General features: G+C 54.5%; 23 protein-coding genes. 11 read left to right on the top strand and 12 right to left on the bottom strand.

What is annotated here, in order from left to right:
- Positions 1 to 62: 62 nt before the first annotated feature.
- From tldD to ABRZ26_RS16035, 4 genes are all read left to right on the top strand, one after another.
- Positions 63 to 1,508: a metalloprotease TldD gene (gene tldD / locus ABRZ26_RS16020; protein ID WP_319605152.1), complete on the top strand. Its 1,446-nt coding sequence runs from the start codon at positions 63 to 65 to the stop codon at positions 1,506 to 1,508.
- A 449-nt stretch (positions 1,509 to 1,957) separates the two neighbouring features.
- On the top strand, positions 1,958 to 2,245 hold the full coding sequence (locus ABRZ26_RS16025) for a hypothetical protein (protein ID WP_319605153.1): 288 nt from the start codon (positions 1,958 to 1,960) through the stop codon (positions 2,243 to 2,245).
- Positions 2,238 to 3,836 carry a methyl-accepting chemotaxis protein gene (locus ABRZ26_RS16030; RefSeq protein WP_319605154.1) on the top strand — a complete coding sequence of 533 codons (1,599 nt, stop codon included), beginning with the start codon at positions 2,238 to 2,240 and terminating at the stop codon, positions 3,834 to 3,836. The genes ABRZ26_RS16025 and ABRZ26_RS16030 overlap by 8 nt, the downstream gene beginning before the upstream one ends.
- A 142-nt stretch (positions 3,837 to 3,978) precedes the next feature.
- The gene (locus tag ABRZ26_RS16035) at positions 3,979 to 6,192 is read left to right on the top strand and encodes a bifunctional diguanylate cyclase/phosphodiesterase (protein WP_319605155.1); all 2,214 of its coding nucleotides are present in this window, start codon (positions 3,979 to 3,981) and stop codon (positions 6,190 to 6,192) included.
- A 100-nt stretch (positions 6,193 to 6,292) separates the two neighbouring features.
- Here the strand turns inward: ABRZ26_RS16035 and yjgA are convergent, their stop codons facing one another.
- Positions 6,293 to 6,841, bottom strand: coding sequence for a ribosome biogenesis factor YjgA (gene yjgA, locus ABRZ26_RS16040; RefSeq protein WP_319605156.1), 549 nt, complete (start codon positions 6,839 to 6,841; stop codon positions 6,293 to 6,295).
- Positions 6,842 to 7,063: 222 nt separating this feature from the next.
- On the opposite strand from yjgA, the gene pmbA reads away from it, so the two are divergent.
- On the top strand, positions 7,064 to 8,404 hold the full coding sequence (gene pmbA / locus ABRZ26_RS16045) for a metalloprotease PmbA (protein ID WP_319605157.1): 1,341 nt from the start codon (positions 7,064 to 7,066) through the stop codon (positions 8,402 to 8,404).
- A gap of 42 nt (positions 8,405 to 8,446) precedes the next feature.
- Here pmbA and npr read toward each other — a convergent pair whose 3' ends face one another.
- From npr to ABRZ26_RS16100, 11 genes are all read right to left on the bottom strand, one after another.
- Complete coding sequence (gene npr / locus ABRZ26_RS16050) at positions 8,447 to 8,719, bottom strand: PTS phosphocarrier protein NPr (RefSeq protein ID WP_319605158.1); 273 nt, start codon at positions 8,717 to 8,719, stop codon at positions 8,447 to 8,449.
- A 2-nt stretch (positions 8,720 to 8,721) separates the two neighbouring features.
- On the bottom strand, positions 8,722 to 9,573 hold the full coding sequence (gene rapZ, locus ABRZ26_RS16055; RefSeq protein WP_319605159.1) for an RNase adapter RapZ: 852 nt from the start codon (positions 9,571 to 9,573) through the stop codon (positions 8,722 to 8,724).
- 151 nt (positions 9,574 to 9,724) lie between these two features.
- Positions 9,725 to 10,198 carry a PTS IIA-like nitrogen regulatory protein PtsN gene (gene ptsN / locus ABRZ26_RS16060; protein ID WP_319605160.1) on the bottom strand — a complete coding sequence of 158 codons (474 nt, stop codon included), beginning with the start codon at positions 10,196 to 10,198 and terminating at the stop codon, positions 9,725 to 9,727.
- Between the two features lie 96 nt (positions 10,199 to 10,294).
- Positions 10,295 to 10,582: a ribosome hibernation promoting factor gene (gene hpf / locus ABRZ26_RS16065; RefSeq protein ID WP_319605161.1), complete on the bottom strand. Its 288-nt coding sequence runs from the start codon at positions 10,580 to 10,582 to the stop codon at positions 10,295 to 10,297.
- Between the two features lie 22 nt (positions 10,583 to 10,604).
- Positions 10,605 to 12,038, bottom strand: coding sequence for an RNA polymerase factor sigma-54 (gene rpoN / locus ABRZ26_RS16070; protein ID WP_319605162.1), 1,434 nt, complete (start codon positions 12,036 to 12,038; stop codon positions 10,605 to 10,607).
- Positions 12,039 to 12,244: 206 nt separating this feature from the next.
- Positions 12,245 to 12,970 carry an LPS export ABC transporter ATP-binding protein gene (lptB, locus tag ABRZ26_RS16075; RefSeq protein ID WP_319605163.1) on the bottom strand — a complete coding sequence of 242 codons (726 nt, stop codon included), beginning with the start codon at positions 12,968 to 12,970 and terminating at the stop codon, positions 12,245 to 12,247.
- Positions 12,971 to 12,973: 3 nt separating this feature from the next.
- Positions 12,974 to 13,549: a lipopolysaccharide ABC transporter substrate-binding protein LptA gene (gene lptA, locus ABRZ26_RS16080; RefSeq protein ID WP_319605164.1), complete on the bottom strand. Its 576-nt coding sequence runs from the start codon at positions 13,547 to 13,549 to the stop codon at positions 12,974 to 12,976.
- Positions 13,527 to 14,096: an LPS export ABC transporter periplasmic protein LptC gene (lptC, locus tag ABRZ26_RS16085; protein ID WP_319605165.1), complete on the bottom strand. Its 570-nt coding sequence runs from the start codon at positions 14,094 to 14,096 to the stop codon at positions 13,527 to 13,529. The genes lptA and lptC overlap by 23 nt, the downstream gene beginning before the upstream one ends.
- On the bottom strand, positions 14,093 to 14,659 hold the full coding sequence (gene kdsC / locus ABRZ26_RS16090) for a 3-deoxy-manno-octulosonate-8-phosphatase KdsC (RefSeq protein ID WP_319605166.1): 567 nt from the start codon (positions 14,657 to 14,659) through the stop codon (positions 14,093 to 14,095). The genes lptC and kdsC overlap by 4 nt, the downstream gene beginning before the upstream one ends.
- 39 nt (positions 14,660 to 14,698) lie before the next feature.
- Complete coding sequence (kdsD, locus tag ABRZ26_RS16095) at positions 14,699 to 15,685, bottom strand: arabinose-5-phosphate isomerase KdsD (protein ID WP_319605167.1); 987 nt, start codon at positions 15,683 to 15,685, stop codon at positions 14,699 to 14,701.
- 33 nt (positions 15,686 to 15,718) lie between these two features.
- Positions 15,719 to 16,684, bottom strand: coding sequence for a calcium/sodium antiporter (locus ABRZ26_RS16100; protein WP_319605168.1), 966 nt, complete (start codon positions 16,682 to 16,684; stop codon positions 15,719 to 15,721).
- A gap of 305 nt (positions 16,685 to 16,989) precedes the next feature.
- Here ABRZ26_RS16100 and mlaF point away from each other — a divergent pair, with 305 nt between their 5' ends.
- From mlaF to ibaG, 6 genes are all read left to right on the top strand, one after another.
- Positions 16,990 to 17,805: a phospholipid ABC transporter ATP-binding protein MlaF gene (mlaF, locus tag ABRZ26_RS16105; protein WP_319605169.1), complete on the top strand. Its 816-nt coding sequence runs from the start codon at positions 16,990 to 16,992 to the stop codon at positions 17,803 to 17,805.
- Between the two features lie 7 nt (positions 17,806 to 17,812).
- Positions 17,813 to 18,595 carry a lipid asymmetry maintenance ABC transporter permease subunit MlaE gene (gene mlaE, locus ABRZ26_RS16110; RefSeq protein ID WP_319605170.1) on the top strand — a complete coding sequence of 261 codons (783 nt, stop codon included), beginning with the start codon at positions 17,813 to 17,815 and terminating at the stop codon, positions 18,593 to 18,595.
- A 4-nt stretch (positions 18,596 to 18,599) separates the two neighbouring features.
- Positions 18,600 to 19,160 (top strand): outer membrane lipid asymmetry maintenance protein MlaD, encoded by a 561-nt coding sequence (gene mlaD, locus ABRZ26_RS16115; RefSeq protein WP_319605171.1) that lies wholly within the window; start codon positions 18,600 to 18,602, stop codon positions 19,158 to 19,160.
- Positions 19,161 to 19,172: 12 nt separating this feature from the next.
- Positions 19,173 to 19,802, top strand: a complete 630-nt coding sequence (gene mlaC, locus ABRZ26_RS16120; protein ID WP_319605172.1) for a phospholipid-binding protein MlaC — start codon at positions 19,173 to 19,175, stop codon at positions 19,800 to 19,802.
- 15 nt (positions 19,803 to 19,817) lie between these two features.
- On the top strand, positions 19,818 to 20,120 hold the full coding sequence (mlaB, locus tag ABRZ26_RS16125) for a lipid asymmetry maintenance protein MlaB (protein WP_319605173.1): 303 nt from the start codon (positions 19,818 to 19,820) through the stop codon (positions 20,118 to 20,120).
- 188 nt (positions 20,121 to 20,308) lie between these two features.
- Complete coding sequence (gene ibaG, locus ABRZ26_RS16130; protein ID WP_319605174.1) at positions 20,309 to 20,563, top strand: BolA family iron metabolism protein IbaG; 255 nt, start codon at positions 20,309 to 20,311, stop codon at positions 20,561 to 20,563.

Below are 20,563 nucleotides of genomic sequence, written 5' to 3' on the forward strand. Positions count from 1 at the left end.
AGCGGCAGAGAGGGTTAGCGCGGTTCGTCCACCCGATTTCATTGAATAAAGAGTGAAAAAATATGAGTCTGTCTTTTGTCAGTGAGCAATTACTCACCGCAAACAACTTGAGCCTTCAAGACCTGTCTTCTGTGTTGGGCCAGTTAAATGAACGTCGTCTGGATTATGCCGACCTCTATTTTCAGTCCAGCTATCATGAATCCTGGGTGCTGGAAGACCGTATCATCAAGGACGGCTCCTACAATATCGATCAGGGGGTGGGGATCCGCGCCATTAACGGCGAAAAAACGGGTTTTGCCTATGCCGATCAAATCACGCTGAACGCGTTGCACCAGAGCGCTCACGCGGCGCGCAGCATTGTGCGTGAGCAGGGCGACGGCCGCGCGCATACGCTGGGCGAAGTTTCTCATCGCGCGTTGTATTCTTCGCTTAATCCGCTGGATAGCCTGAGCCGTGAAGATAAAATCGCCCTGTTGCAACGCGCGGATAGCGTGGCTCGCGCCGCCGACGCCAGGGTGCAGGAAGTGACCGCCAGTCTGACCGGCGTATATGAACTGGTGCTGGTCGCCGCCACCGACGGTACGCTGGCGGCGGATGTTCGCCCGCTGGTTCGCCTGTCTATCAGCGTGCTGGTGGAAGCGGACGGTAAGCGTGAGCGCGGGGCCAGCGGCGGCGGCGCGCGTAGCGGCTATGACTATTTCTGGCAAGCGGCGGAAGGCGAAGCGCGCGTCGATGCCTGGGCGAAGGAAGCCGTGCGCATGGCGTTGGTCAATCTGTCTGCGATTGCGGCGCCGGCGGGTTCGATGCCGGTGGTGTTGGGCGCCGGCTGGCCGGGCGTGCTGTTGCACGAAGCGGTAGGACACGGCCTGGAGGGCGATTTCAACCGTCGCGGAACATCGGTCTTCAGCGGTCAGGTGGGGGAACGGGTGGCGTCCGAGCTGTGTACGGTGGTCGATGACGGTACGCTGGATGGTCGCCGCGGCTCTCTGGCGATGGATGACGAAGGGGTGCCGGGACAATATAACGTGCTGATCGAGAACGGCATCCTGAAAGGGTATATGCAGGACAAACTGAACGCCCGCCTGATGGGCGTCGACCCGACAGGCAATGGCCGTCGCGAATCCTATGCCCATTTACCGATGCCGCGTATGACCAATACTTACATGCTGGACGGAAAATCCACGCCGGAAGAGATTATCGCCAGCGTGGAGTATGGTTTGTATGCGCCGAATTTCGGCGGCGGCCAGGTGGATATTACCTCCGGTAAGTTCGTCTTTTCCACATCGGAGGCCTATCTGATTGAAAAAGGTCGGATAACCAGCCCGGTGAAAGGCGCGACGCTGATCGGCTCCGGTATTGAGGCGATGCAGCAAATTTCGATGGTGGGAAACGATCTGGCGTTGGATAAAGGCGTGGGCGTCTGCGGCAAAGAGGGACAGAGCCTGCCGGTGGGAGTGGGTCAGCCGACGCTGAAGCTGGACAACCTGACGGTGGGCGGCACGGCGTAAATCGACGACCGGCCAATCTGACGGCAGCCGTAATAGGCTGCCGTTTTTTTTATGGATAATTAAAAACGTTTGTCGGGTTATTTTCCCGAACTGTTATTATTTCCCTGTGGTGTTAAATCGTTTTTCTAAACCGATGTTCAACAGCATGGAAATATTATCCTTTATTCTTGCCATGCAACGATTTTTCTTCATGTTAAATTCGGTAATCGGTTGGCAATATTAAAATTTAATCGATGGCATTATTCTGCTATATGAAAATCGCCTATGAATTGTTTTCGGGCGATGAAATCGTACTAACAGCCGCTTTATAACGTTCGTATTGCTCCATCAATGAATACGATTTCATTATTATCCCATAAATACTCATCTCTCCCGCGCGGTTGATAATTCTCATTTTCATTTTCGGCTATGTATTTATTTGTTTTTCATTAAAAATCAATTAATTGTTTGTGTTTATCGTCCGGGGGGCGGAGGGCGCTATCTTTTTCTTTGGGGTGTCTTTGGTTTTTTTTCGCGATATTCAAATGATAAGTCAATTATTCCTTGTTGGGATTATTGCAATAACAAATAAAAATTATCTGATGCCTGCCGCTATTAATACGATTGGGTTCGGGATTATTGCCTTATTTTTTCTTCCATGTTGGGGGATTGTTTTAAATGAACTGTTTGCAATAAAGATTCGCCAGATCAGGACGATAGTCACCGGTGAAACTATTTTTGGAGGTGGAGATGTTTAAGAAAATAAAAATAAGTCTGGGGTTGACTATAATTATAGGGTTGTTCGGCCTTTCACTTATTGGCGTCAGCGTTTTTAGTATCAGCGCACTGACAAAAAGTAAAGATGCTTTGTATACCATAGACAGAATTGAAGGGGACCAGCTTAATCCGCTCCATGCGCTATATTCCGACTTATTAAGTGGAAGGATTGTTCTTTATAATCTGGCAATGGCCAAGGAAGATGGAAAAAACGTCGACGGCATGGGGGGCAAGGCGGACGGTTACCTGAATTCAGCGAATAAAAATATGGAGGCCCTGCACGCTATTGTTCCGGTGACGGAACGCGGGCGGCAGCTCCGTCTTGACATCGAGAAGGCCTACGATGCCTATATAAAAGAAGGTGTTACGCCCGCCAGGCAAGCGCTGGATGCGGGTAACCTGGATCTTTTTTATGAGTTGATAACTAGCGCGGTTTCGACAAAAGGAGAAGCGCTTCAGAAGAGCATTAATGAGTTTTCCGCTTTTGCCCGTGAACTCGGCGATCGGGAAATCGAACATTCGGTTGATTCTTATAAAATTAACGTGGGCGTGGTGATTGTCGCCATCATTTTAACTATAGTCTTGATCATATTATCAAAAATGTTGATGAGCGCGATTGTTTTCACCCCGATCAATGAGGCTAAGCATGTCTTTGGCTTAATCGCCAAAGGCGACTTATCGTTCGATATTCCGCACCAGCCGAAAACGGAAATGGGGGGACTGCTGACCTCGCTGGAGGATATGAAGCAGTCGCTGAAGGTCATCGTTTCCGATGTCAGAGAGTCTTCCGAAGTCATCTCCGTCGGCACCCGCCAGATTTCCGCCGGCAACCAGGATTTATCGTCACGCACGGAAGAGCAGGCGTCGTCGATCGAGCAGACGGCCGCCAGCATGGAGGAGTTGACCTCGTCGGTGAAGCAGAATAGCGAAAATACTCGACTGGTCACCGGCATGGCGGAAAACATGACTGGGTTGGCGCAAAAAAATGGCGAGAACATCACCAATATCGTTAACCGGATGCAGGCTATCTCCGAAAGTTCGGAGAAGATTTCCAGCATTATCGGCGTCATCGATACCATTGCCTTCCAAACCAATATCTTGGCGCTGAATGCCGCGGTTGAGGCGGCGCGAGCCGGCGAGGCGGGCAAAGGTTTCGCGGTGGTGGCTTCCGAGGTGCGCAATCTGGCGCAACGCAGCGCGACGTCGGCGAAAGAAATCAAAGAGTTGATTGAAGATGCCGGCCATAAAATACAGCAAGGCGCCGCGCTGGCGTCCGTATCCGGCAATGATATGGAAACCCTGCTGGCGGAGGTGAGTAAAGTGAAGGAATTGGTCTCCGGGATTTCATTAGCCTCGGAAGAGCAGAGCCAGGGGATCGAGCAGGTCAATGTTGCGGTAACGCAGTTAGAGCAGGTCGCGCAGCAAAATGCCGCGCTGGTTGAAGAAGCCTCGTCCGCCACCAGTTCTCTGGCCGAGCAGGCTGATTTGTTGGAAGCATCAATGCGCGTATTCACCTTATCAGGCAGGAATAACGATGCCGTCGAGGGCGGCCTCCTTATCGGAAAGGAATGAGCGTCGACCGGCGCTCGTATAACGGTTGGTCGGCAAGGGAATGTCAGCGGCTGATGTTTGACGTTGTTGCGCGCCAGGGGATTGGCCCCCGGCGCGGGTGCGCTCTCGATGATGGTTCTGTTTAGTGAAAGGAGTTCAATTGATGGAAAATTCTCCCTTAAAGGCGAGTTCTACTACAGAACCGGTCGAAGAACGGCTATTGGCCGCCGCCGTCAACGGCAGCGACAGTGCGATTCTTATTGCCCGTTACGTGAGCGGTCATCGGCGGACGACTTTTGTGAACGCCGGCTTTACGCGGCTTTTGGGCTATAGCCGGCAAGAGGCGTCGGGCCAGGAACCAGAAAAGCTTATCCGCTGTGAAACCGGGTTCGGTTGCCAGCCGGATAAGGATAAATTCCAGGCGTCGGACCATCGTTATCATGTCGAAACCCGGGTTTACCATAAATCCGGCTATCCGTTGTGGTGCTCTATTGTGTTCAATCATTTTTATGATAAGCCCAATGGTACGATGTATGCCGTCGGCGTATTTACCGAGATTACGGCAACCAAAATGTACGAGGTGCTGCAATTCCCGGTATTGGAAGCGCTTGCCCGCGACCGTCCGTTGGAAGAGGTCATTGAACTGCTGTGTCTGGAGATCGAGCGTATTGCTCCAGAAGTGGTATGCAGCGTGGCGCGCGTGGATAAGCTCGGCTATCTGCGGCCGCTGGCGGCGCCCAGTCTGCCCGCTTCTTACGGGCAGGCGCTGGACGGCGCGCCTATCGGCCCCGATGCCGGATCTTGCGGCACCGCGGCCTGGTTGGGCGCGCCGGTTCTGGTCGGCGATATCGCCGCTAATCCATTATGGGACGACTGTTGCGATCTGGTTTTATCGCAGGGATTGGTGGCCTGCTGGTCCAGTCCGGTTTTTTCCAGCCAGAACCAGGTTATCGGCACCTTTTCGTTCTATTTTCGGCGGGAGCGCGGCCCCAGTAAATGCCATCAGAATCTGGTGATGCTGAGTACCGGTCTGTGCGCCCTGGCGATCGAGCGGGATGAGTCCTGTGAAAAAATCAGGCAGTTGGCTTTTTTCGACCCGCTAACCGGGTTGCCGAACCGTGATTTGTTTCGCGCCAGCGCGGAGAACGCCGTGATTAACGCCTCGCGCCGCGGACACTCTTTGGCGGTGCTGATGATTTGTCTGGATCGTTTCAAGCAGGTCAACAGCTCCCTGGGCGTCGCGGCCGGCGACAAGCTGCTGCGCCATATTGCAGAGTGCCTGCGCCAGCAATGCGGCGCAGCCGATCTGGTGGGTAAACTTTCCGTCGATGAGTTCGCCATGCTGCTGAATGTCGCGGATGTCCGCAACATTGCCGCAACGGCCAAGCGGCTGCTGGCGATTTTGTCGAAACCGTTTTCCATCAATGGGATAGTGGTGACGCCTTCCGTCACCATCGGCATCAGTTTATATCCTGATAATGGCCGTGATGTGAGCGCCTTGATCAAGGGCGCGGATATTGCCCTGCATCAGGCAAAGTACCACCTGCGCGGGCGGTTGGGCTTTTTCAACAAGGAGATGAACGAGGTCGCCAGAAGGCGCTTGACGCTGGAAAGCGCGTTGAGAAAGGCGCTCGATGAATCCTCTTTGCAGCTCTATTACCAGCCGCAGATTAGTCTGAAGAGCGGTGATATTCATGGCGTCGAAGCGCTTTCCCGCTGGTTTCATCCTGAGTTCGGCGAAATTTCTCCGATTCGATTTATTCCGTTGGCGGAGGAGTGCGGGCTGATGGAAAAGTTGGGTGAATGGGTGCTTGCCGGCGCCTGCCGGCAGCTTGCCGATTGGCACCGGCGCGGCGTGAATGTGCCGATGGTATCGATTAATCTGTCGCCGACCAATTTCCACAATTCCGAGCTGCCGGCGCTGATTTCCCGCACGCTATCGCAAGCGTCGCTGCAACCCGAATACCTGACCATTGAAATTACCGAAGAGGTGATTCTGGATACCAATGCCGATACCATCAATATTCTGAATAAGGTGCGTGAACTGGGCGTCAGACTCTCCATGGATGATTTCGGTACCGGTTTCGCCAGCTTAAGCTACCTCAACCGTATCAGCTTTGATGAACTGAAGCTCGATCAAAGTTTCGTCCATAATATCGAGTCGCATCAGAGAAATCGCGTGCTTACCGACGCCGTGACCCATATTGGCGCCAGCCTGCATTTAAGCGTGGTGGCGGAAGGGGTGGAAAATGAAAAGCAGCGCGAAATACTGGCGCAGCAGGGCTATGATCTGGCTCAGGGATTTTTATTCTCCCGGCCATTGCCGCCTGAACAGTTGGAAAGCTGGTGTCATGACCACGGGCTGGCCAAACGCTGAGTCCGGCGGCGAGGTTTTTTCGCAACGGCGCCGCGTTTGATACGGTTCATCGACTCTGGCTTTGACAAAGTTGCCCCATTCCTGGGGCTCACTGCGTCTCTTATTCGCCGGCTTCCGCCAACTCGCGCAGATATTGAAAAATCTGGCGCAGGGATTTTGGCGGTTTGTTGGCGGCTTTTTCCTTCTGAGCGTTACGTATCAACGAGCGCAACTGCTGGCGGTCAGCATGGGGATAGAGCGCCAGCACGTCGGGGATCGCATCGTCGCCCTCGGCCATCAGACGATCGCGCAACTGCTCCAGCTTGTGGAAAAGCACCACCTGCTGATTATGGCGGTTTCTCAGTTTATCCAGCGCGGTCTGAATGGGTTCCGGATCGCGGGCGCGCAGCATTTTCCCGATGAGCTGTAACTGGCGGCGGCGGCCTTCTTTCTTGATACGCTGCGCCAGCTCGATGGCCGCGCGTAAATCGTCATCCAGCGGGATGCGTTCCAGCGCATTTTTACCCAGGTCGACCAGTTCCGCGCCAAGATCTTTCAGCGCTTCGGCATCGCGTTTTATCTCGCTTTTGCTGACCCAGATAATTTCATCATCGTCATCTTCATTATTGTCCGGGACGTCATCAAGCCAGTCTTCGGGTTTCTTATTCATGTCGGATCCTTATTCAACGGCGCGCAGCATATTGGCCCATAGGGCGACGGGCAAGGCGCCCGTGATAAAAAGAAGCTGATCCTAACAGGTTTGGGCTTTGTGCGAAATTGTCCCGAGATCCTGTTAGACTTAAGGACAAGATGTTACACCGTTTTATACCCGCCATACTTCAAGTCGCAGGTATATATTGGCTTCGGTTTTCTCACTCATTATGGCAGGACGATGACAATAATCACTCAGGTTGCACAACAGCGTAAGGCGCTGGAACAGGCGGTTGCTCAGGCTCTGGAGCTGGCGCGGGCGGGTTCGGATGCGGCGGAAGTCGCGGTGTCGAAAACGACAGGGATTGGCGTTAGCACCCGTTATGGTGAAGTTGAAAACGTTGAATTCAACAGCGACGGCGCGCTTGGCATTACGGTGTATCGCCAGCAGCGCAAAGGCAGCGCATCATCCACCGATCTTAGCCCGGACGCGATAGCCCGCACCGTACAGGCCGCGCTGGATATTGCCCGCTATACGTCCGTCGATCCGTTTGCCGGCCCGGCGGATAAAGATCTGCTGGCGTTCGAAGCGCCGGATCTGGATCTGTTTCATCCGTCGGCGTTGGATGCGGAGCGTGGCATCGAGCTGGCGGCCCGCGCCGAGCAAGCGGCGCTGCAAGCCGATAAGCGTATCACCAATACCGAAGGCGGCAGCTTCAACAGTCATTACGGCATCAAGGTGTTTGGCAATAGCCACGGCATGTTGCAGAGCTATTGCTCCAGCCGTCACTCCATGTCCAGCTGCGTGATCGCGGAAGTAAACGGGGACATGGAGCGCGACTACGCCTATACCATCGGCCGGTCGCTGGATGAACTGCGCACTCCGGAATGGGTCGGCGCGGAGTGCGCTCGCCGCACCCTGTCGCGTTTGTCCCCGCGCAAGCTGCCCACCATGCAGGCGCCCGTCCTGTTTTCCGCCGAGGTGGCGACCGGATTGTTCGGCCATCTGGTCGGCGCGATCAGCGGCGGCAGCGTGTATCGCAAATCCACTTTCCTGCTGGATAAGCTGGGACAGCAGATCCTGCCTGAATGGCTGACGATTGAGGAGTTGCCGCATCTGCGCAAAGGATTGGCCTCCACGCCGTTTGACAGCGAAGGGGTGCGCACCAGCCGGCGCGAAATAGTGAAAGACGGCGTGCTGCAAACCTGGCTGCTGACCAGCTACGCCGGCCGGAAACTGGGAATGAAGAGCACGGGTCATGCCGGCGGCATTCATAACTGGCGCATTGCCGGGCAGGGGCTGGATTTCGACGGCTTGCTCAAGCAGATGGGCAAGGGGTTACTGGTCACCGAACTGATGGGGCAAGGCGTGAGCGGCGTGACCGGGGACTACTCCCGCGGCGCTTCCGGTTTCTGGGTCGAAAATGGCGAGATTCAGTATCCGGTCAGCGAGATTACCATTGCCGGCAACCTGAAAGACATGCTGCGCAATATCGTGACGGTGGGGAATGACATTGAAACACGAAGCAATATTCAATGTGGTTCGGTATTACTGCCGGAAATGAAGATCGCGGGCGAGTAAGCGGCGCGGTTTAACGCCGATCAAGCCGGAGAGCGCAGCGCATTACTCTTCGTTAAATCCGGCTTCGAATAGCTCAACGACGGCGGCCAGCGCTTTCGCCTCATCCGGGCCGCTGGCTTCCACTTCGATCACACGGCCTTTGGCCGAGTCCAGCATCAGCATGGCGATGACGCTGCTGGCTTCCGCCTCGGTGCCGCCATCATTACGTAATTTCACTTCGGCATCAAAGCGTTGCACCAGTTCAAACAGTTGCATGGCGGGACGGGCGTGCATACCCAGCTTGTTTTTTATTTCAACGGATTGTCTGACGGTCATGATTATTTGCGTTTTTCCAGCGTGCGGTGGCGAGACTGGACATTCTTGCCGCGGGAACGGAAATAATCAGCCAGCTGTTCCGCAACATACACGGAGCGGTGTTTGCCGCCGGTACAACCAATGGCCACGGTCAGGTAGCTGCGGTTATTGGTTTCCAGCATCGGCAGCCATAGTTCCAGATAGCTGCGGGTCTGATAGATAAAATTATGGACTTCGGTATGTCGGTCGAGGAAGGCGGCTACGGGCTTGTCCAAGCCGGTCATCGGCCGTAATTTCGGATCCCAGTGCGGGTTTGGCAGGAAACGCACGTCAAACACATAATCGGCATCGATTGGAATGCCGTGTTTGTAGCCGAAAGATTCAAACACCATCGTCAGTTCGCGTTCCCGTTTGCCAAGCAGACGGGTGCGCAGCATTTCCGCCAGCTCATGCACCGACATCTCCGAGGTATCGATGATCAGGTCGGCGCGCGAACGCAGCGGCTCCAGCAGATCGTTTTCTTCATCGATGGCGCTTTCCAGCGACAGATTCTTGCTGGACAACGGGTGCAGACGGCGGGTATCGCTGTAGCGGCGGATCAGCGTATTGCGATCGGCATCCAGAAACAGCAATTGCGGCGAGAAGCTTTGCGGCAACTGCGCCATCGCGTGCTCGAATATTTCCGGCGACTCCGGCATATTACGCACGTCAATGCTGACCGCCGCAGAGATATTCCGCGCCGACAGCGTTTGAGCCAGTTCCGGCAGCAGAACCACGGGAAGGTTATCTACACAGTAGAATCCCATATCTTCCAGCGCGCGCAGGGCTACGGATTTTCCTGAGCCTGAGCGACCACTGACGATCATCAGCACCATCTGACCACTCCCCCCTGGCAACGTGATGGCGAACGAGCGTTGCCATTGTTCTTGTCATGATTGTTTCGGTAACGACGGTTTGTGCAATGAATGGTTATATCACGCTTATTACAGACTATGCCGACCTTTCTCATTGGTATCACCGCCGGACTTAACCGGCTTCCGTCATAATCTGATACAGTTCTTCATCGCTTTGCGCGGCGCGCAGGCGGCGACAAACGGTTTTATCAGCCAATCGTTTGGCTGCCAGCGCCAGCGTATGTAAATGGGTTTTACATTGTTCCGCCGGAACCAGCAAGGCAAAAAGTAAATCAACGCCTTGGTTATCAATGGCGTCGAACGCGACGGGCTGTTCCAACTGGATAAAGACCCCGATTGCTCCCAGCGCATCCTCTCCTTCCAGCTTGCCATGAGGGATGGCGATGCCATTTCCGATACCGGTGCTGCCCATGCGTTCACGAGTAAGCAAGGCGTCAAAAATAATCTGCGAAGACAGATTAAGCTGTTTGGCTGCCAGCTCGCTGATGATTTCCAAGGCCCGTTTCTTGCTCTGGCAAGGGACGGCGCTTCGGGTGCATTCGGGGCGTAACACGGTGCTGAGTTGCAAAATGGGCTCGTTGTTCATTTTATATTCACTTAACGACACGTTCACATCAGTTGAGCCGGGCCCATCGGTTTATGAGCCCGGTCTGTTCTCCGACCAAACGATCGGAGATGAAAATCAGTGCTGTTTGAGCTTGTCCTTATGCTTGTTCAACTGTCTGGCCAGTTTATCGATCAGTAAATCGATGGCGGCGTACATATCTTCCGCCTCAGATGTGGCATGCAGCTCTCCGCCATTAACATGGAGCGTGGCGTCGGCGATTTTTTGTACTTTCTCCACTTTAAGCACCACATTGACCTGGTTGATGCGGTCAAAAAATTGCTCCAACTTGGCAAACTTGGTATTCACGAAATCACGCAGAGGTTCGGTAAGTTCGATATGGTGTCCGGTAATGTTGAGCTGCATAGCGTCTTCCTTCTAGTTGAGATCAAACCAGCTGTTTACGTTGATTTGATGGTGGGATAGATAAAGACTCTCGATATTTCGCAACGGTACGCCGCGCCACAATAATACCCTGCTCGGAGAGCAGCGTGGTGAGCTTACTGTCGCTTAGCGGTTTGGCGGGGTTTTCCGCAGCGATTAACTTTTTGACCAGCGCCCGGATCGCCGTTGAGGAGGCTTCGCCCCCATTGTCGGTATTCACATGGCTGGAGAAAAAGTATTTTAGTTCAAAAATGCCGCGCGGACTGTGCAGAAACTTCTGCGTGGTCACGCGGGAAATGGTGGATTCATGCATATCCACGACCTGGGCGATATCAGCCAAAACCATCGGCTTCATGAACTCTTCGCCCTGATCAAAGAATGCCTGCTGCTGTTCCACGATGCAGCGGGTGACCTTGAGCAGCGTATCATTACGGCTTTCCAGGCTTTTTATCAACCAGCGGGCTTCCTGTAGATGGCTACGGATGAATTGACCGTCGCTGTCGCTACGCACGCTGTTGCCCAGCGCGGCATATTGCTGGTTAATCTGTAGCCGGGGAATGCTGTCGGTGTTCAGCTCAACCACCCAGCGGCCGTGAATTTTTCGCACCAGCACGTCGGGGATCACGTATTCCGACTCGCCGGTATTGATTGACTGGCCCGGACGCGGATCGAGGGACTGAATCAGCGCCAGCGCCTCTTTCAGCACCTCTTCTTTCAGCCGGGTGGCGCGAATCAGGCTGCGAAAATCGTGATTCGCCAACAGATCGAGGTGCTCGCTGACGATAAGCCTTGCTTCCGCAAGACGAGGGGTCTCGACGGCGAATTGGGAAAGCTGAACCAGCAGGCAATCGCGCAGATCGCGCGCCGCCACGCCGACGGGATCAAAACGCTGAACCCGCTTCAGCACCGCTTCGACTTCATCCAGCGTGACGTTTTCATCGCCGATGCTGTCAAGAATGTCTTCCAGCGGCACGGTGAGATAACCCGTGTTATCCACGGCATCGACGATGGATGTCGCTATCGCGGCGTCGGTATCGGAAAAAGGCGTCAGCTCGACCTGCCACATCAGATAGTCCTGAAGGGTCTGGGTGGTTTCCCCCTGGTAGATCGGCAATTCCTCATCGCGATAATCGGTGCCGGTGCCGGACGGCGTGCCGGCGGAATAAATTTCATCCCAGGTCGCGTCAAGCGGCAACTCTTCCGGCATATCTTTTTGTTCGAGGGCTTCACCGGTATCCAGTGAATCGCTGTCCGTGGTCTCAAATGACTCTACTTCTTCGTGATTGTCCGTCTGCTCAAGTAACGGATTGCTTTCCAGCGCCAGTTGAATCTCTTGTTGCAGTTCAAGCGTGGACAGTTGCAGCAGACGGATTGCCTGCTGTAGCTGTGGAGTCATGGCCAGTTGCTGGCTAAGCCTGAGTTGCAAACCTTGCTTCATAAGTTGCGCTAAATTCCTTATATTCCGTTGTGTTTTCCGGTTATAGCGGCGCGTGTTCCGGTCTGAAATCCTGGAAAATCATGCGGTTGTCGCCTTGTTATACCTTGAAGAAAACGCCGGGAGCATTTTTTAACAACGCGCGGCGTCGGCCCCAGAAGACGGGCAGGGCAGCCCGCCATAGGACATGCAATAAAAACTCTACCCTATCAGAGTCTGAAGCCTTCGCCCAGATAGACGCGTTTTACCTGCTCGTCGGCCAGTATCTCCGCCGGTGAACCGTGAGCGATCAAATGGCCCTGACTGACGATATAGGCGCGCTCACAGACATCCAGCGTTTCGCGGACGTTATGATCGGTGATCAACACGCCGAGTCCGCTGTCACGCAGGTGTTCGATTATTTTTTTTATATCAATCACCGAAATGGGGTCAACACCGGCAAAAGGCTCATCCAGCAGAATGAATTTCGGATTCGCCGCCAGCGCCCTGGCGATTTCCACCCGGCGCCTTTCCCCACCGGAAAGCGATTGTCCCAGACTATCGCGCAAATGAATAATATGGAATTCTTCCATCAGTTCGTTGGCGCGATCCTGCTGCTGCTCGGCGGTCAGATCTTTGCGGATCTGCAATACCGCCATGAGGTTGTCATACACGCTTAAGCGGCGAAAAATCGAGGCTTCCTGCGGCAAGTAGCCGATCCCTCTGAGCGCGCGATCGTGCAGCGGAAGCAGACTGATGTCTTCGTCGTCAATCACGATCCGTCCTTCGTCGCGCGGAACGATGCCCACGACCATATAAAACGTGGTGGTCTTCCCGGCGCCGTTCGGGCCTAACAGGCCGACTATCTCACCGGAGTTAACGGTCAGGCTGACATCTTCCACCACCCTACGGCCTTTATACGCCTTAGCCAGGTTTTCTGCGATTAATGTTGCCATAAGTTATTCGGTGACTCGTGGTTTCTGTTGTTGAGAGTTGGGCGTTTGTCCCTTGTCGTCTTTCTGCTGCAACTGGGAAGGAACCAATACCGTGGTAACGCGTTTGCCCTTGTCGCTGAACGCCTCCATCTGCTGCTGCTTCACCAGATAGGTGATGCGATCGCCTTTGACGTTGCTATCCATCTGCTCCAGATAGGCGTTGCCGGTCAGGATCAGAAAATCATTGGCCAACTCGTAGCGAATCTTCTGGGCGCGGCCTTTTACCGGCTTGCCGTTGTCCTGCATTTGGTAAAAGGTGACCGGATTGCCGTAGCCTTCCACCACTTCGCGTCCCTGCGCGCCCTGCGGACGGGTGACCACCACCTTATCGGCTTTGACCTCAATCGTTCCCTGTTTGACCACCACGTTGCCGGTAAAGGTTACGGTGTTGCCTTGCATATCCAGAGATTGCTGCTCTGAATCAATGTGAATCGGCTGATTGCTATCTCCCGTCACGGCGAAGGCTGAAACGCTGGCGGCCAACAGCGAGCTGGCGAGCAGGGTGTTGCGCATCCGGTTATTTATTGTTTTGAATTTCATAAGAGGTTTTTACCTTTTCGATCAACTCGGCGGTCTTCTCACGCAGATTACCACGCATTTTCATTCCGTTAGAGGTGAAACTCGCGCCATACAGGGTGACCTCGTCGTCGGAAGAGACATCCTGCGTCGCCAGATTGACCTGAGCGTTGTCGGTTTTAATCCGCTCCAGTTGCGAATCATTCGTCAGGCTTTTGACCTCGACGTGACCATACAGATAGAGCATTTTGTCTTTGGTCAACTTGGCGCGATCGGCCCGCACCGACCAGGTGGCGGCGCCCTGTTCGTTAAACAGCGTGGCGACGGGCGTCGTGAACCAGCTCAACTGCTCTTCATCGAAGTACTCCGCTTTGTCGGCAATCAGTCGGTAGCTCAGCCTCCCGGCCGGGCTGTAAACCAGCGTGGTGGTTTTTTCGCTGGTGTAAACCGGTTTGACGTTAGCCGGGGTTTCCGGCGGCGACTCCGCATCCTGCCCGCTCAGATTCAAGCCGATCAAAATCAGCACCAGCAGTGCCAGCAAGGCCGTCAGCCAACGCTTTGCTTTACTCATATCGACAACCCTTTGGCATCTTCCAGCTTATCCTGCGAGAGCAGAATCAAATCGCAAAGTTCACGCACGGCGCCGCGTCCGCCGGCGATACGCGTGACATAATCGGCACGCGGCAGCAGCATCGGGTGCGCATCGGCCACGGCGACGCTTAAGCCCACCTGGGACATCACCGGCCAGTCGATCAGGTCGTCGCCGATATAGGCAACCTGAGCGGCTTGCACCGACAGTTTATCCAACAGATCGTTGAAGGCCAAAATCTTGTCCGACTGCCCCTGATAAAGATGCGTGATCCCCAGGGTCTTGCAACGATCGTCGAGCAGCTTGGCCGAACGACCGGTAATGATGCCGACTTCGATCCCGGAAGTCAGCAAACAGCGGATGCCGTAACCGTCACGGACGTTGAACGCTTTCAGCTCTTCGCCCTGATTGCCCATGTAAATCAAGCCGTCGGACAGTACGCCATCCACATCGCAGATCAACAGACGAACATCACGGGCCTTATCCACTACCCGACGATCGACAGGTCCGTAACAGGTATCGATTTGCGCCCCGGTTTTACTCATTCAGGTTTATCCTTGGTTGTTTTTTATACGGCTGGGGCATCACACTACGCCGGCGCGCAGCATGTCGTGCATATGAACGATACCCAGCAGCCGGCTGTTCTCGGCGACCAGCAACGATGTAATATGGCGGGATTGCATCAGATTCAGGGCATCTACCGCCAGCGTTTGCGGCGTAACGCGAATGCCGCCCGCGGTCATCACATCAGCAATGCGCGCGCTGTTCAAGTCTATATTCATGTCGAAAATCCGGCGCAGGTCGCCATCGGTGAAGATCCCCTGAATGTTCATCTCCGCATCGCAGATTACCGTCATCCCGAGATTTTTGCGCGTAATTTCCAGCAGCGCGTCGCGCAGGGAGGCGTCCAGGGGAACGTGCGGGATCTCGTCGCCCGAGTGCATAATATCGCTGACGCGCAGCAAAAGTTTGCGTCCCAGCGCGCCGCCGGGATGGGATAAGGCGAAATCCTCCGCAGTAAAGCCGCGCGCCTGCAAGAGCGCCACCGCCAGGGCATCGCCCATCACCAGCGTGGCGGTGGTGCTGCTGGTCGGCGCCAACCCCAGCGGACAGGCTTCCTGCGGAACGTGAACGCATAAATGGATGTCGGCGGCTTTACCCATGGTGCTGTCGGGATTGCCGGTCATACAGATCAGGAATATTTTCTGGCGTTTCAATACCGGGATCAGCGACAAAATCTCATTGGATTCGCCGGAGTTGGAAATGGCGATCACAATATCATGCGGGGTGACCATGCCCAGATCGCCGTGGCTGGCTTCCCCTGGATGAACGAAAAAGGCCGGAGTGCCGGTGCTGGCGAAGGTGGCGGCCATCTTGCAACCGATATGGCCGGATTTCCCCATGCCCATCACCACCACTTTCCCCTGACAGTAGAATATCTTTTTACAGGCCTGGGTGAAGTTGTCGTCGATGTAGCGATCGAGCTGCGCCAGTCCGTCGCGTTCGATGTTCAGAACCTGTTTGCCCGCCTGTTGAAAATCAAAACCGGGTTGTAGTTCAAAATGTGACATAGCTGGATAATCCTGCTTGTTTTGATGTTCTGGTTAGGAAAAAAAGAACAATACCGAAAGGTAAACGACGAAAGCGCACAATAAAAGCGCGCCGGCGCCCTGTCCGATGCGGCGTTTCCTGCTGAGGCAAAGCGCGGTCAGCAGCGCGCTGGCCCCCAGCATCACCCAGTAATCGCGCTGGAATGCGAGCGGATTAAGCACGCCCGGAGAAAGCAGCGCCGGTACGCCCAGAACGATCGCGATGTTAAAAATATTCGAGCCGATCAGATTGCCCAGCGCAATATCATCTTCTTTTTTCAGCGTACCAACAATCGCCGTCGCTAACTCCGGCAGGCTGGTGCCGATCGCCAGCACGGTCAGGCCGATGGTCAGTTCGCTGATATTGAAATGGCGGGCGATCACGGTGGCGTTGTCGATCACCATGCGGGCGGCCATCGGCAGAATAATCAAGCCGAGGATGAGCCATAAAATGGCGACCGTCTGATTACTGTCTTCCTGCGGCAGCTCCGCCATTTGCTCCCGGGTCAGGCTGTCGGATCCTTCCTGCTGGGCCAGACGCGTCATTCTGAACATCAGCAAGACGAACAGCGCGGCGGCGATCAGCAGTATCACGCCGTCGATGCGGCTCAGGTAGCTATCATGCAGCAAAAAACCGCACAAGACGGTGACCAACAGCATAAGCGGGAATTCGCGGCGCAACAGCTCGGAATGAACCGTCAACGGACGAATCAGCGCCGCGCTGCCGAGGATTAACAGAATATTCGCTATATTTGAACCCAGAACATTTCCCACGGTCATATCGATCTGCTGGTTTAACGCCGCCGTGACGGACACAATCAGTTCGGGCAGGGAAGTGCCGAAACCCACGATGGCGATGCCGATAATCAGCGGGGAGATACCCAGGGAACGCGCCAGCACCGCGGCGCCATAGACCAGACGATCGGCACCATAAACCAGTAAAACTAAACCAACTATCAAGAGTACTGTTGCAAAAAGCATGCAGCGTCCTTTATTGAGGTATAATCACCGGTTTATTAGCCATATAAACCAGCCGTTCTGGACGAAATCTGAACGAAAAGGGTGCTTCTCATCATTAGCGCTAATTCTGACTGTGTGAGACGGAAAAGTAAAACCTATGGCGGTTTTGTTCCGCTCCTTTGGACAAGAACGCGCCGTAATTTTTTGTAAAACTCGGCCCACAAACAAGGTCAGCCGTTACGCTTTACAGTGGCGTTCACATTACAGTTATTCGTCAAACAGCGACGAATATACGTAACCTGCTGATTGGTAAGGAACATAAGATAATGGACCATGAGATTACTAATCTGGTTGAAATTCGCGGTCTGAGTTTTCGTCGCGGGAAACGACAGATTTTCACCGATATCACGCTCAATGTCCCCAGGGGGAAGGTCACCGCCATTATGGGGCCGTCCGGTATTGGTAAAACCACGTTGCTGCGTCTGATTGGCGGGCAGATACCGCCCGATAGCGGCGAGATCTGGTTCGACGGCGACAATATCCCGGCGCTTTCGCGCTCGGCGCTGTATGAGTCCCGTAAAAAAATGAGCATGCTGTTTCAGTCCGGCGCGTTATTTACCGATTTGAACGTGTTCGATAATGTCGCCTGGCCGCTGCGCGAGCACAGCCGTTTGCCGGAGCCGCTGTTACGCAGCACCGTGCTGATGAAGCTGGAAGCGGTGGGCCTGCGCGGCGCGGCCGACCTGATGCCCGCGGAGCTGTCCGGCGGGATGGCGCGCCGCGCCGCGCTGGCGCGGGCGATTGCGCTCGATCCGCAACTGATTATGTTTGACGAGCCTTTCGTCGGGCAGGACCCGATAACCATGGGAACGCTGGTGAAGCTGATCGATGAGCTGAATCACGCATTGGGCGTCACCTGCATCGTGGTTTCCCATGATGTGCCGGAAGTGATGAGCATTGCCGATTACGCCTACATCATTGCCGATCGGCAGGTCATCGCCGAAGGCACGGCGGCGCAGTTGCAAGTGAACGACGATTCGCGCGTTCGCCAGTTTCTGGACGGCGTTGCTGATGGGCCCGTTCCTTTTCGCTATCCGGCGGGTGATTATAAAACCGCGCTGTTAGGTTCGGTTGGGGGTTAAAAAATTCATGTTTTTACAGGCATTGGCGTCGCTCGGACGTCAGGGAATCGCGACCTGCGCTTCTTTTGGCCGCGCCGGACTGATGCTGTTTAATGCATTAGTGGGCAAGCCTGAATTCAGGCGGCAGTGGCCGCAGTTGATCAAACAGCTTTATAGCGTGGGCGTTCAGTCGCTACTGATTATTATGGTGTCCGGCCTGTTTATCGGTATGGTGCTGGGGCTGCAAGGTTATCTTATTTTGAACACCTACAGCGCCGAGGCCAGCCTGGGCGTGATGGTGGCCTTGTCGTTGCTGCGGGAACTCGGCCCGGTGGTGACGGCATTGTTGTTCGCCGGTCGCGCCGGGTCGGCGCTGACGGCGGAGATCGGCCTGATGAAGGCCACCGAGCAGTTGTCCAGTATGGAAATGATGGCCGTCGATCCGCTCAGGCGCGTGGTCGCGCCGCGCTTCTGGGCCGGCGCGATCAGCATGCCGCTGCTGTCGATCATCTTCGTCGCCATCGGCATCTGGGGCGGGGCGCTGGTCGGCGTGAACTGGAAAGGCATAGACAGCGGGTTTTTCTGGTCGGCCATGCAGGGAGCGGTCGAGTGGCGGCAGGACATACTGAACTGCGTGATTAAAAGCGTCGTTTTCGCCATTACCGTGACCTGGATTGCGCTGTTTAATGGTTATGATGCGATTCCTACTTCAGAAGGGATCAGCCGTGCAACGACCCGTACCGTCGTGCATTCATCATTAGCGGTATTGGGATTGGATTTTGTGCTGACAGCACTGATGTTTGGGAACTGAGTCGATGCAAACGAAAAAAAGTGAAATCTGGGTTGGCGCATTTATGTTGATTGCGCTGTGCGCCATCATCTTTTTGTGTCTGAAAGTCGCCGATCTCAAGTCAATCGGCAGTGAGCCAACGTACCGTTTATACGCGACGTTCGACAATATCGGCGGCCTGAAAGCCCGTTCGCCGATCAAGATTGGCGGCGTGGTGGCCGGCAGAGTCGCGGATATTTCGCTCGATGAGAAAACCTACCTTCCTCGCGTGGCGATGGACATTGAGCAACGTTATAACCATATTCCGGACACCAGTTCGCTGGCGATTAGGACATCGGGTCTGTTGGGCGAGCAATATCTGGCGCTGAATATCGGTTTTGAGGATGAAGAGATGGGAACCTCGATCCTGAAAGACGGCGGGGTTATTCAGGATACCAAATCCGCTATGGTGCTGGAGGATCTCATCGGCCAATTCTTATATAAGAGCGGCGGCAATAACGAAGATAATGCCGGTCAGGAAAATTCTGCGCCGGCCGCTACGGCGACGCCGGCGCCGCAGAACCAACCCGTTACTTCACATCCATAAGAGGATAGCTGTATGTTTAAACGTTTACTGATGGCAGCTCTGCTGGTGGTTGCGCCGTTAGCCAACGCCGTGGATCAAACCAACCCTTATCGTTTGATGAGCGAGGCGGCGCAAAAAACCTTTGATCGCCTGAAAAACGAACAGCCGCGTATCAGACAAAACCCGGATTATCTGCGCAGCGTGGTGCGTGAAGAACTGCTGCCGTATGTGCAGATCAGATATGCCGGGGCGTTAGTGCTGGGCCGTTACTATAAAGAGGCGACGCCGGCGCAGCGCGATGCCTATTTCAAAGCGTTTGAAGCCTATCTGGAGCAGGCATACGGTCAGGCTCTGGCGTTATATCACGGGCAGACCTACCAGATCGCCCCCGATCAGCCGCTGGGCGACGCCAATATTATTTCTATCCGCGTCACCATTATCGATCAAGGCGGCCGCCCGCCGGTGCGTCTTGATTTCCAATGGCGTAAAAACAGCCAATCCGGCAACTGGCAGGCTTATGACATGATTGCCGAAGGCGTCAGCATGATCACCACCAAGCAAAATGAATGGGCGGCGACACTGCGTCAGAAAGGCGTCGACGGCCTGACTCAGCAGCTGGAAGCCGCTGCAAAACAACCGATTACGCTGGATAAGCAAAACTGAGCAGAGTAAGAACGAATGGATAATGCACTGAGCTGGCAGTCGCAGCAATCAACGCTGGTTTTAACCGGCGGGCTGGATCGTGAAACGTTGTTGCCGCTCTGGCAGCAACGCGACCCGTTACTGGCCGATAAGACAACGCTGGATGTGTCCGGGCTAAGCCGCGTCGACTCCGCCGGCCTGGCCTTGTTGATTCATTTTTATTATCAACGTTCCCAAAACGGGGGAGAATTGAAAATTATCGGGGCGGGCGATCGGTTAAAAACGCTGATAGCGCTGTATAACCTGAAAGAAATCATCCCTGTCGAACCGGTTGCATAGCCAGTCTCTTATGCGTATCTCCTTCAGGCGTTAGACATCTATCCCATCGCTTTCAAGCCGCTGGCGGCCGACCCGCCTGCGGCTTGAAAGATGAAGGGGCGGGGCTTTTTCTTTGTTTAAGATAGCGCCGGTTTCATCTAATATACCAACCTGTTTATCATCCCCCCCAGACATAGAAATCGAGAGCGATGGAAAATAATGAAATTAAAGACGTGCTGATGAATGCATTGGCACTGGACGAAGCCCACGTATCGGGCGACGGCAGCCACTTTCAGGTGATTGTTGTGGGTGAGCTGTTCGCCGGAATGAACCGGGTGAAGAAACAACAGGCCGTTTATGCTCCGTTGATGGAATATATCGCCGATAACCGTATTCACGCTCTGTCGATCAAGGCGTATACGCCGGAAGAATGGCAGCGTGACCGCAAGCTTAATGGTTTTTAA

The organism is Brenneria sp. L4-2C, from assembly GCF_040240335.1.
Taxonomy (GTDB): Bacteria; Pseudomonadota; Gammaproteobacteria; order Enterobacterales; family Enterobacteriaceae; genus Brenneria.

What these genes read in the sequence shown, in the direction of transcription:
- rpoN (WP_319605162.1), bottom strand. Translation starts at nt 12,038, where the DNA reads ATGAAGCAAGGTTTGCAACTCAGGCTTAGCCAGCAACTGGCCATGACT.
- ibaG (WP_319605174.1), top strand. Translation starts at nt 20,309, where the DNA reads ATGGAAAATAATGAAATTAAAGACGTGCTGATGAATGCATTGGCACTG.
- ABRZ26_RS16035 (WP_319605155.1), top strand. Translation starts at nt 3,979, where the DNA reads ATGGAAAATTCTCCCTTAAAGGCGAGTTCTACTACAGAACCGGTCGAA.
- kdsC (WP_319605166.1), bottom strand. Translation starts at nt 14,659, where the DNA reads ATGAGTAAAACCGGGGCGCAAATCGATACCTGTTACGGACCTGTCGAT.
- mlaB (WP_319605173.1), top strand. Translation starts at nt 19,818, where the DNA reads ATGGATAATGCACTGAGCTGGCAGTCGCAGCAATCAACGCTGGTTTTA.
- yjgA (WP_319605156.1), bottom strand. Translation starts at nt 6,841, where the DNA reads ATGAATAAGAAACCCGAAGACTGGCTTGATGACGTCCCGGACAATAAT.
- hpf (WP_319605161.1), bottom strand. Translation starts at nt 10,582, where the DNA reads ATGCAGCTCAACATTACCGGACACCATATCGAACTTACCGAACCTCTG.
- mlaC (WP_319605172.1), top strand. Translation starts at nt 19,173, where the DNA reads ATGTTTAAACGTTTACTGATGGCAGCTCTGCTGGTGGTTGCGCCGTTA.
- lptB (WP_319605163.1), bottom strand. Translation starts at nt 12,970, where the DNA reads ATGGCAACATTAATCGCAGAAAACCTGGCTAAGGCGTATAAAGGCCGT.
- kdsD (WP_319605167.1), bottom strand. Translation starts at nt 15,685, where the DNA reads ATGTCACATTTTGAACTACAACCCGGTTTTGATTTTCAACAGGCGGGC.
- ABRZ26_RS16100 (WP_319605168.1), bottom strand. Translation starts at nt 16,684, where the DNA reads ATGCTTTTTGCAACAGTACTCTTGATAGTTGGTTTAGTTTTACTGGTT.
- ABRZ26_RS16030 (WP_319605154.1), top strand. Translation starts at nt 2,238, where the DNA reads ATGTTTAAGAAAATAAAAATAAGTCTGGGGTTGACTATAATTATAGGG.
- mlaE (WP_319605170.1), top strand. Translation starts at nt 17,813, where the DNA reads ATGTTTTTACAGGCATTGGCGTCGCTCGGACGTCAGGGAATCGCGACC.
- mlaD (WP_319605171.1), top strand. Translation starts at nt 18,600, where the DNA reads ATGCAAACGAAAAAAAGTGAAATCTGGGTTGGCGCATTTATGTTGATT.
- tldD (WP_319605152.1), top strand. Translation starts at nt 63, where the DNA reads ATGAGTCTGTCTTTTGTCAGTGAGCAATTACTCACCGCAAACAACTTG.
- lptC (WP_319605165.1), bottom strand. Translation starts at nt 14,096, where the DNA reads ATGAGTAAAGCAAAGCGTTGGCTGACGGCCTTGCTGGCACTGCTGGTG.
- rapZ (WP_319605159.1), bottom strand. Translation starts at nt 9,573, where the DNA reads ATGGTGCTGATGATCGTCAGTGGTCGCTCAGGCTCAGGAAAATCCGTA.
- pmbA (WP_319605157.1), top strand. Translation starts at nt 7,064, where the DNA reads ATGACAATAATCACTCAGGTTGCACAACAGCGTAAGGCGCTGGAACAG.
- mlaF (WP_319605169.1), top strand. Translation starts at nt 16,990, where the DNA reads ATGGACCATGAGATTACTAATCTGGTTGAAATTCGCGGTCTGAGTTTT.
- ptsN (WP_319605160.1), bottom strand. Translation starts at nt 10,198, where the DNA reads ATGAACAACGAGCCCATTTTGCAACTCAGCACCGTGTTACGCCCCGAA.
- npr (WP_319605158.1), bottom strand. Translation starts at nt 8,719, where the DNA reads ATGACCGTCAGACAATCCGTTGAAATAAAAAACAAGCTGGGTATGCAC.
- lptA (WP_319605164.1), bottom strand. Translation starts at nt 13,549, where the DNA reads ATGAAATTCAAAACAATAAATAACCGGATGCGCAACACCCTGCTCGCC.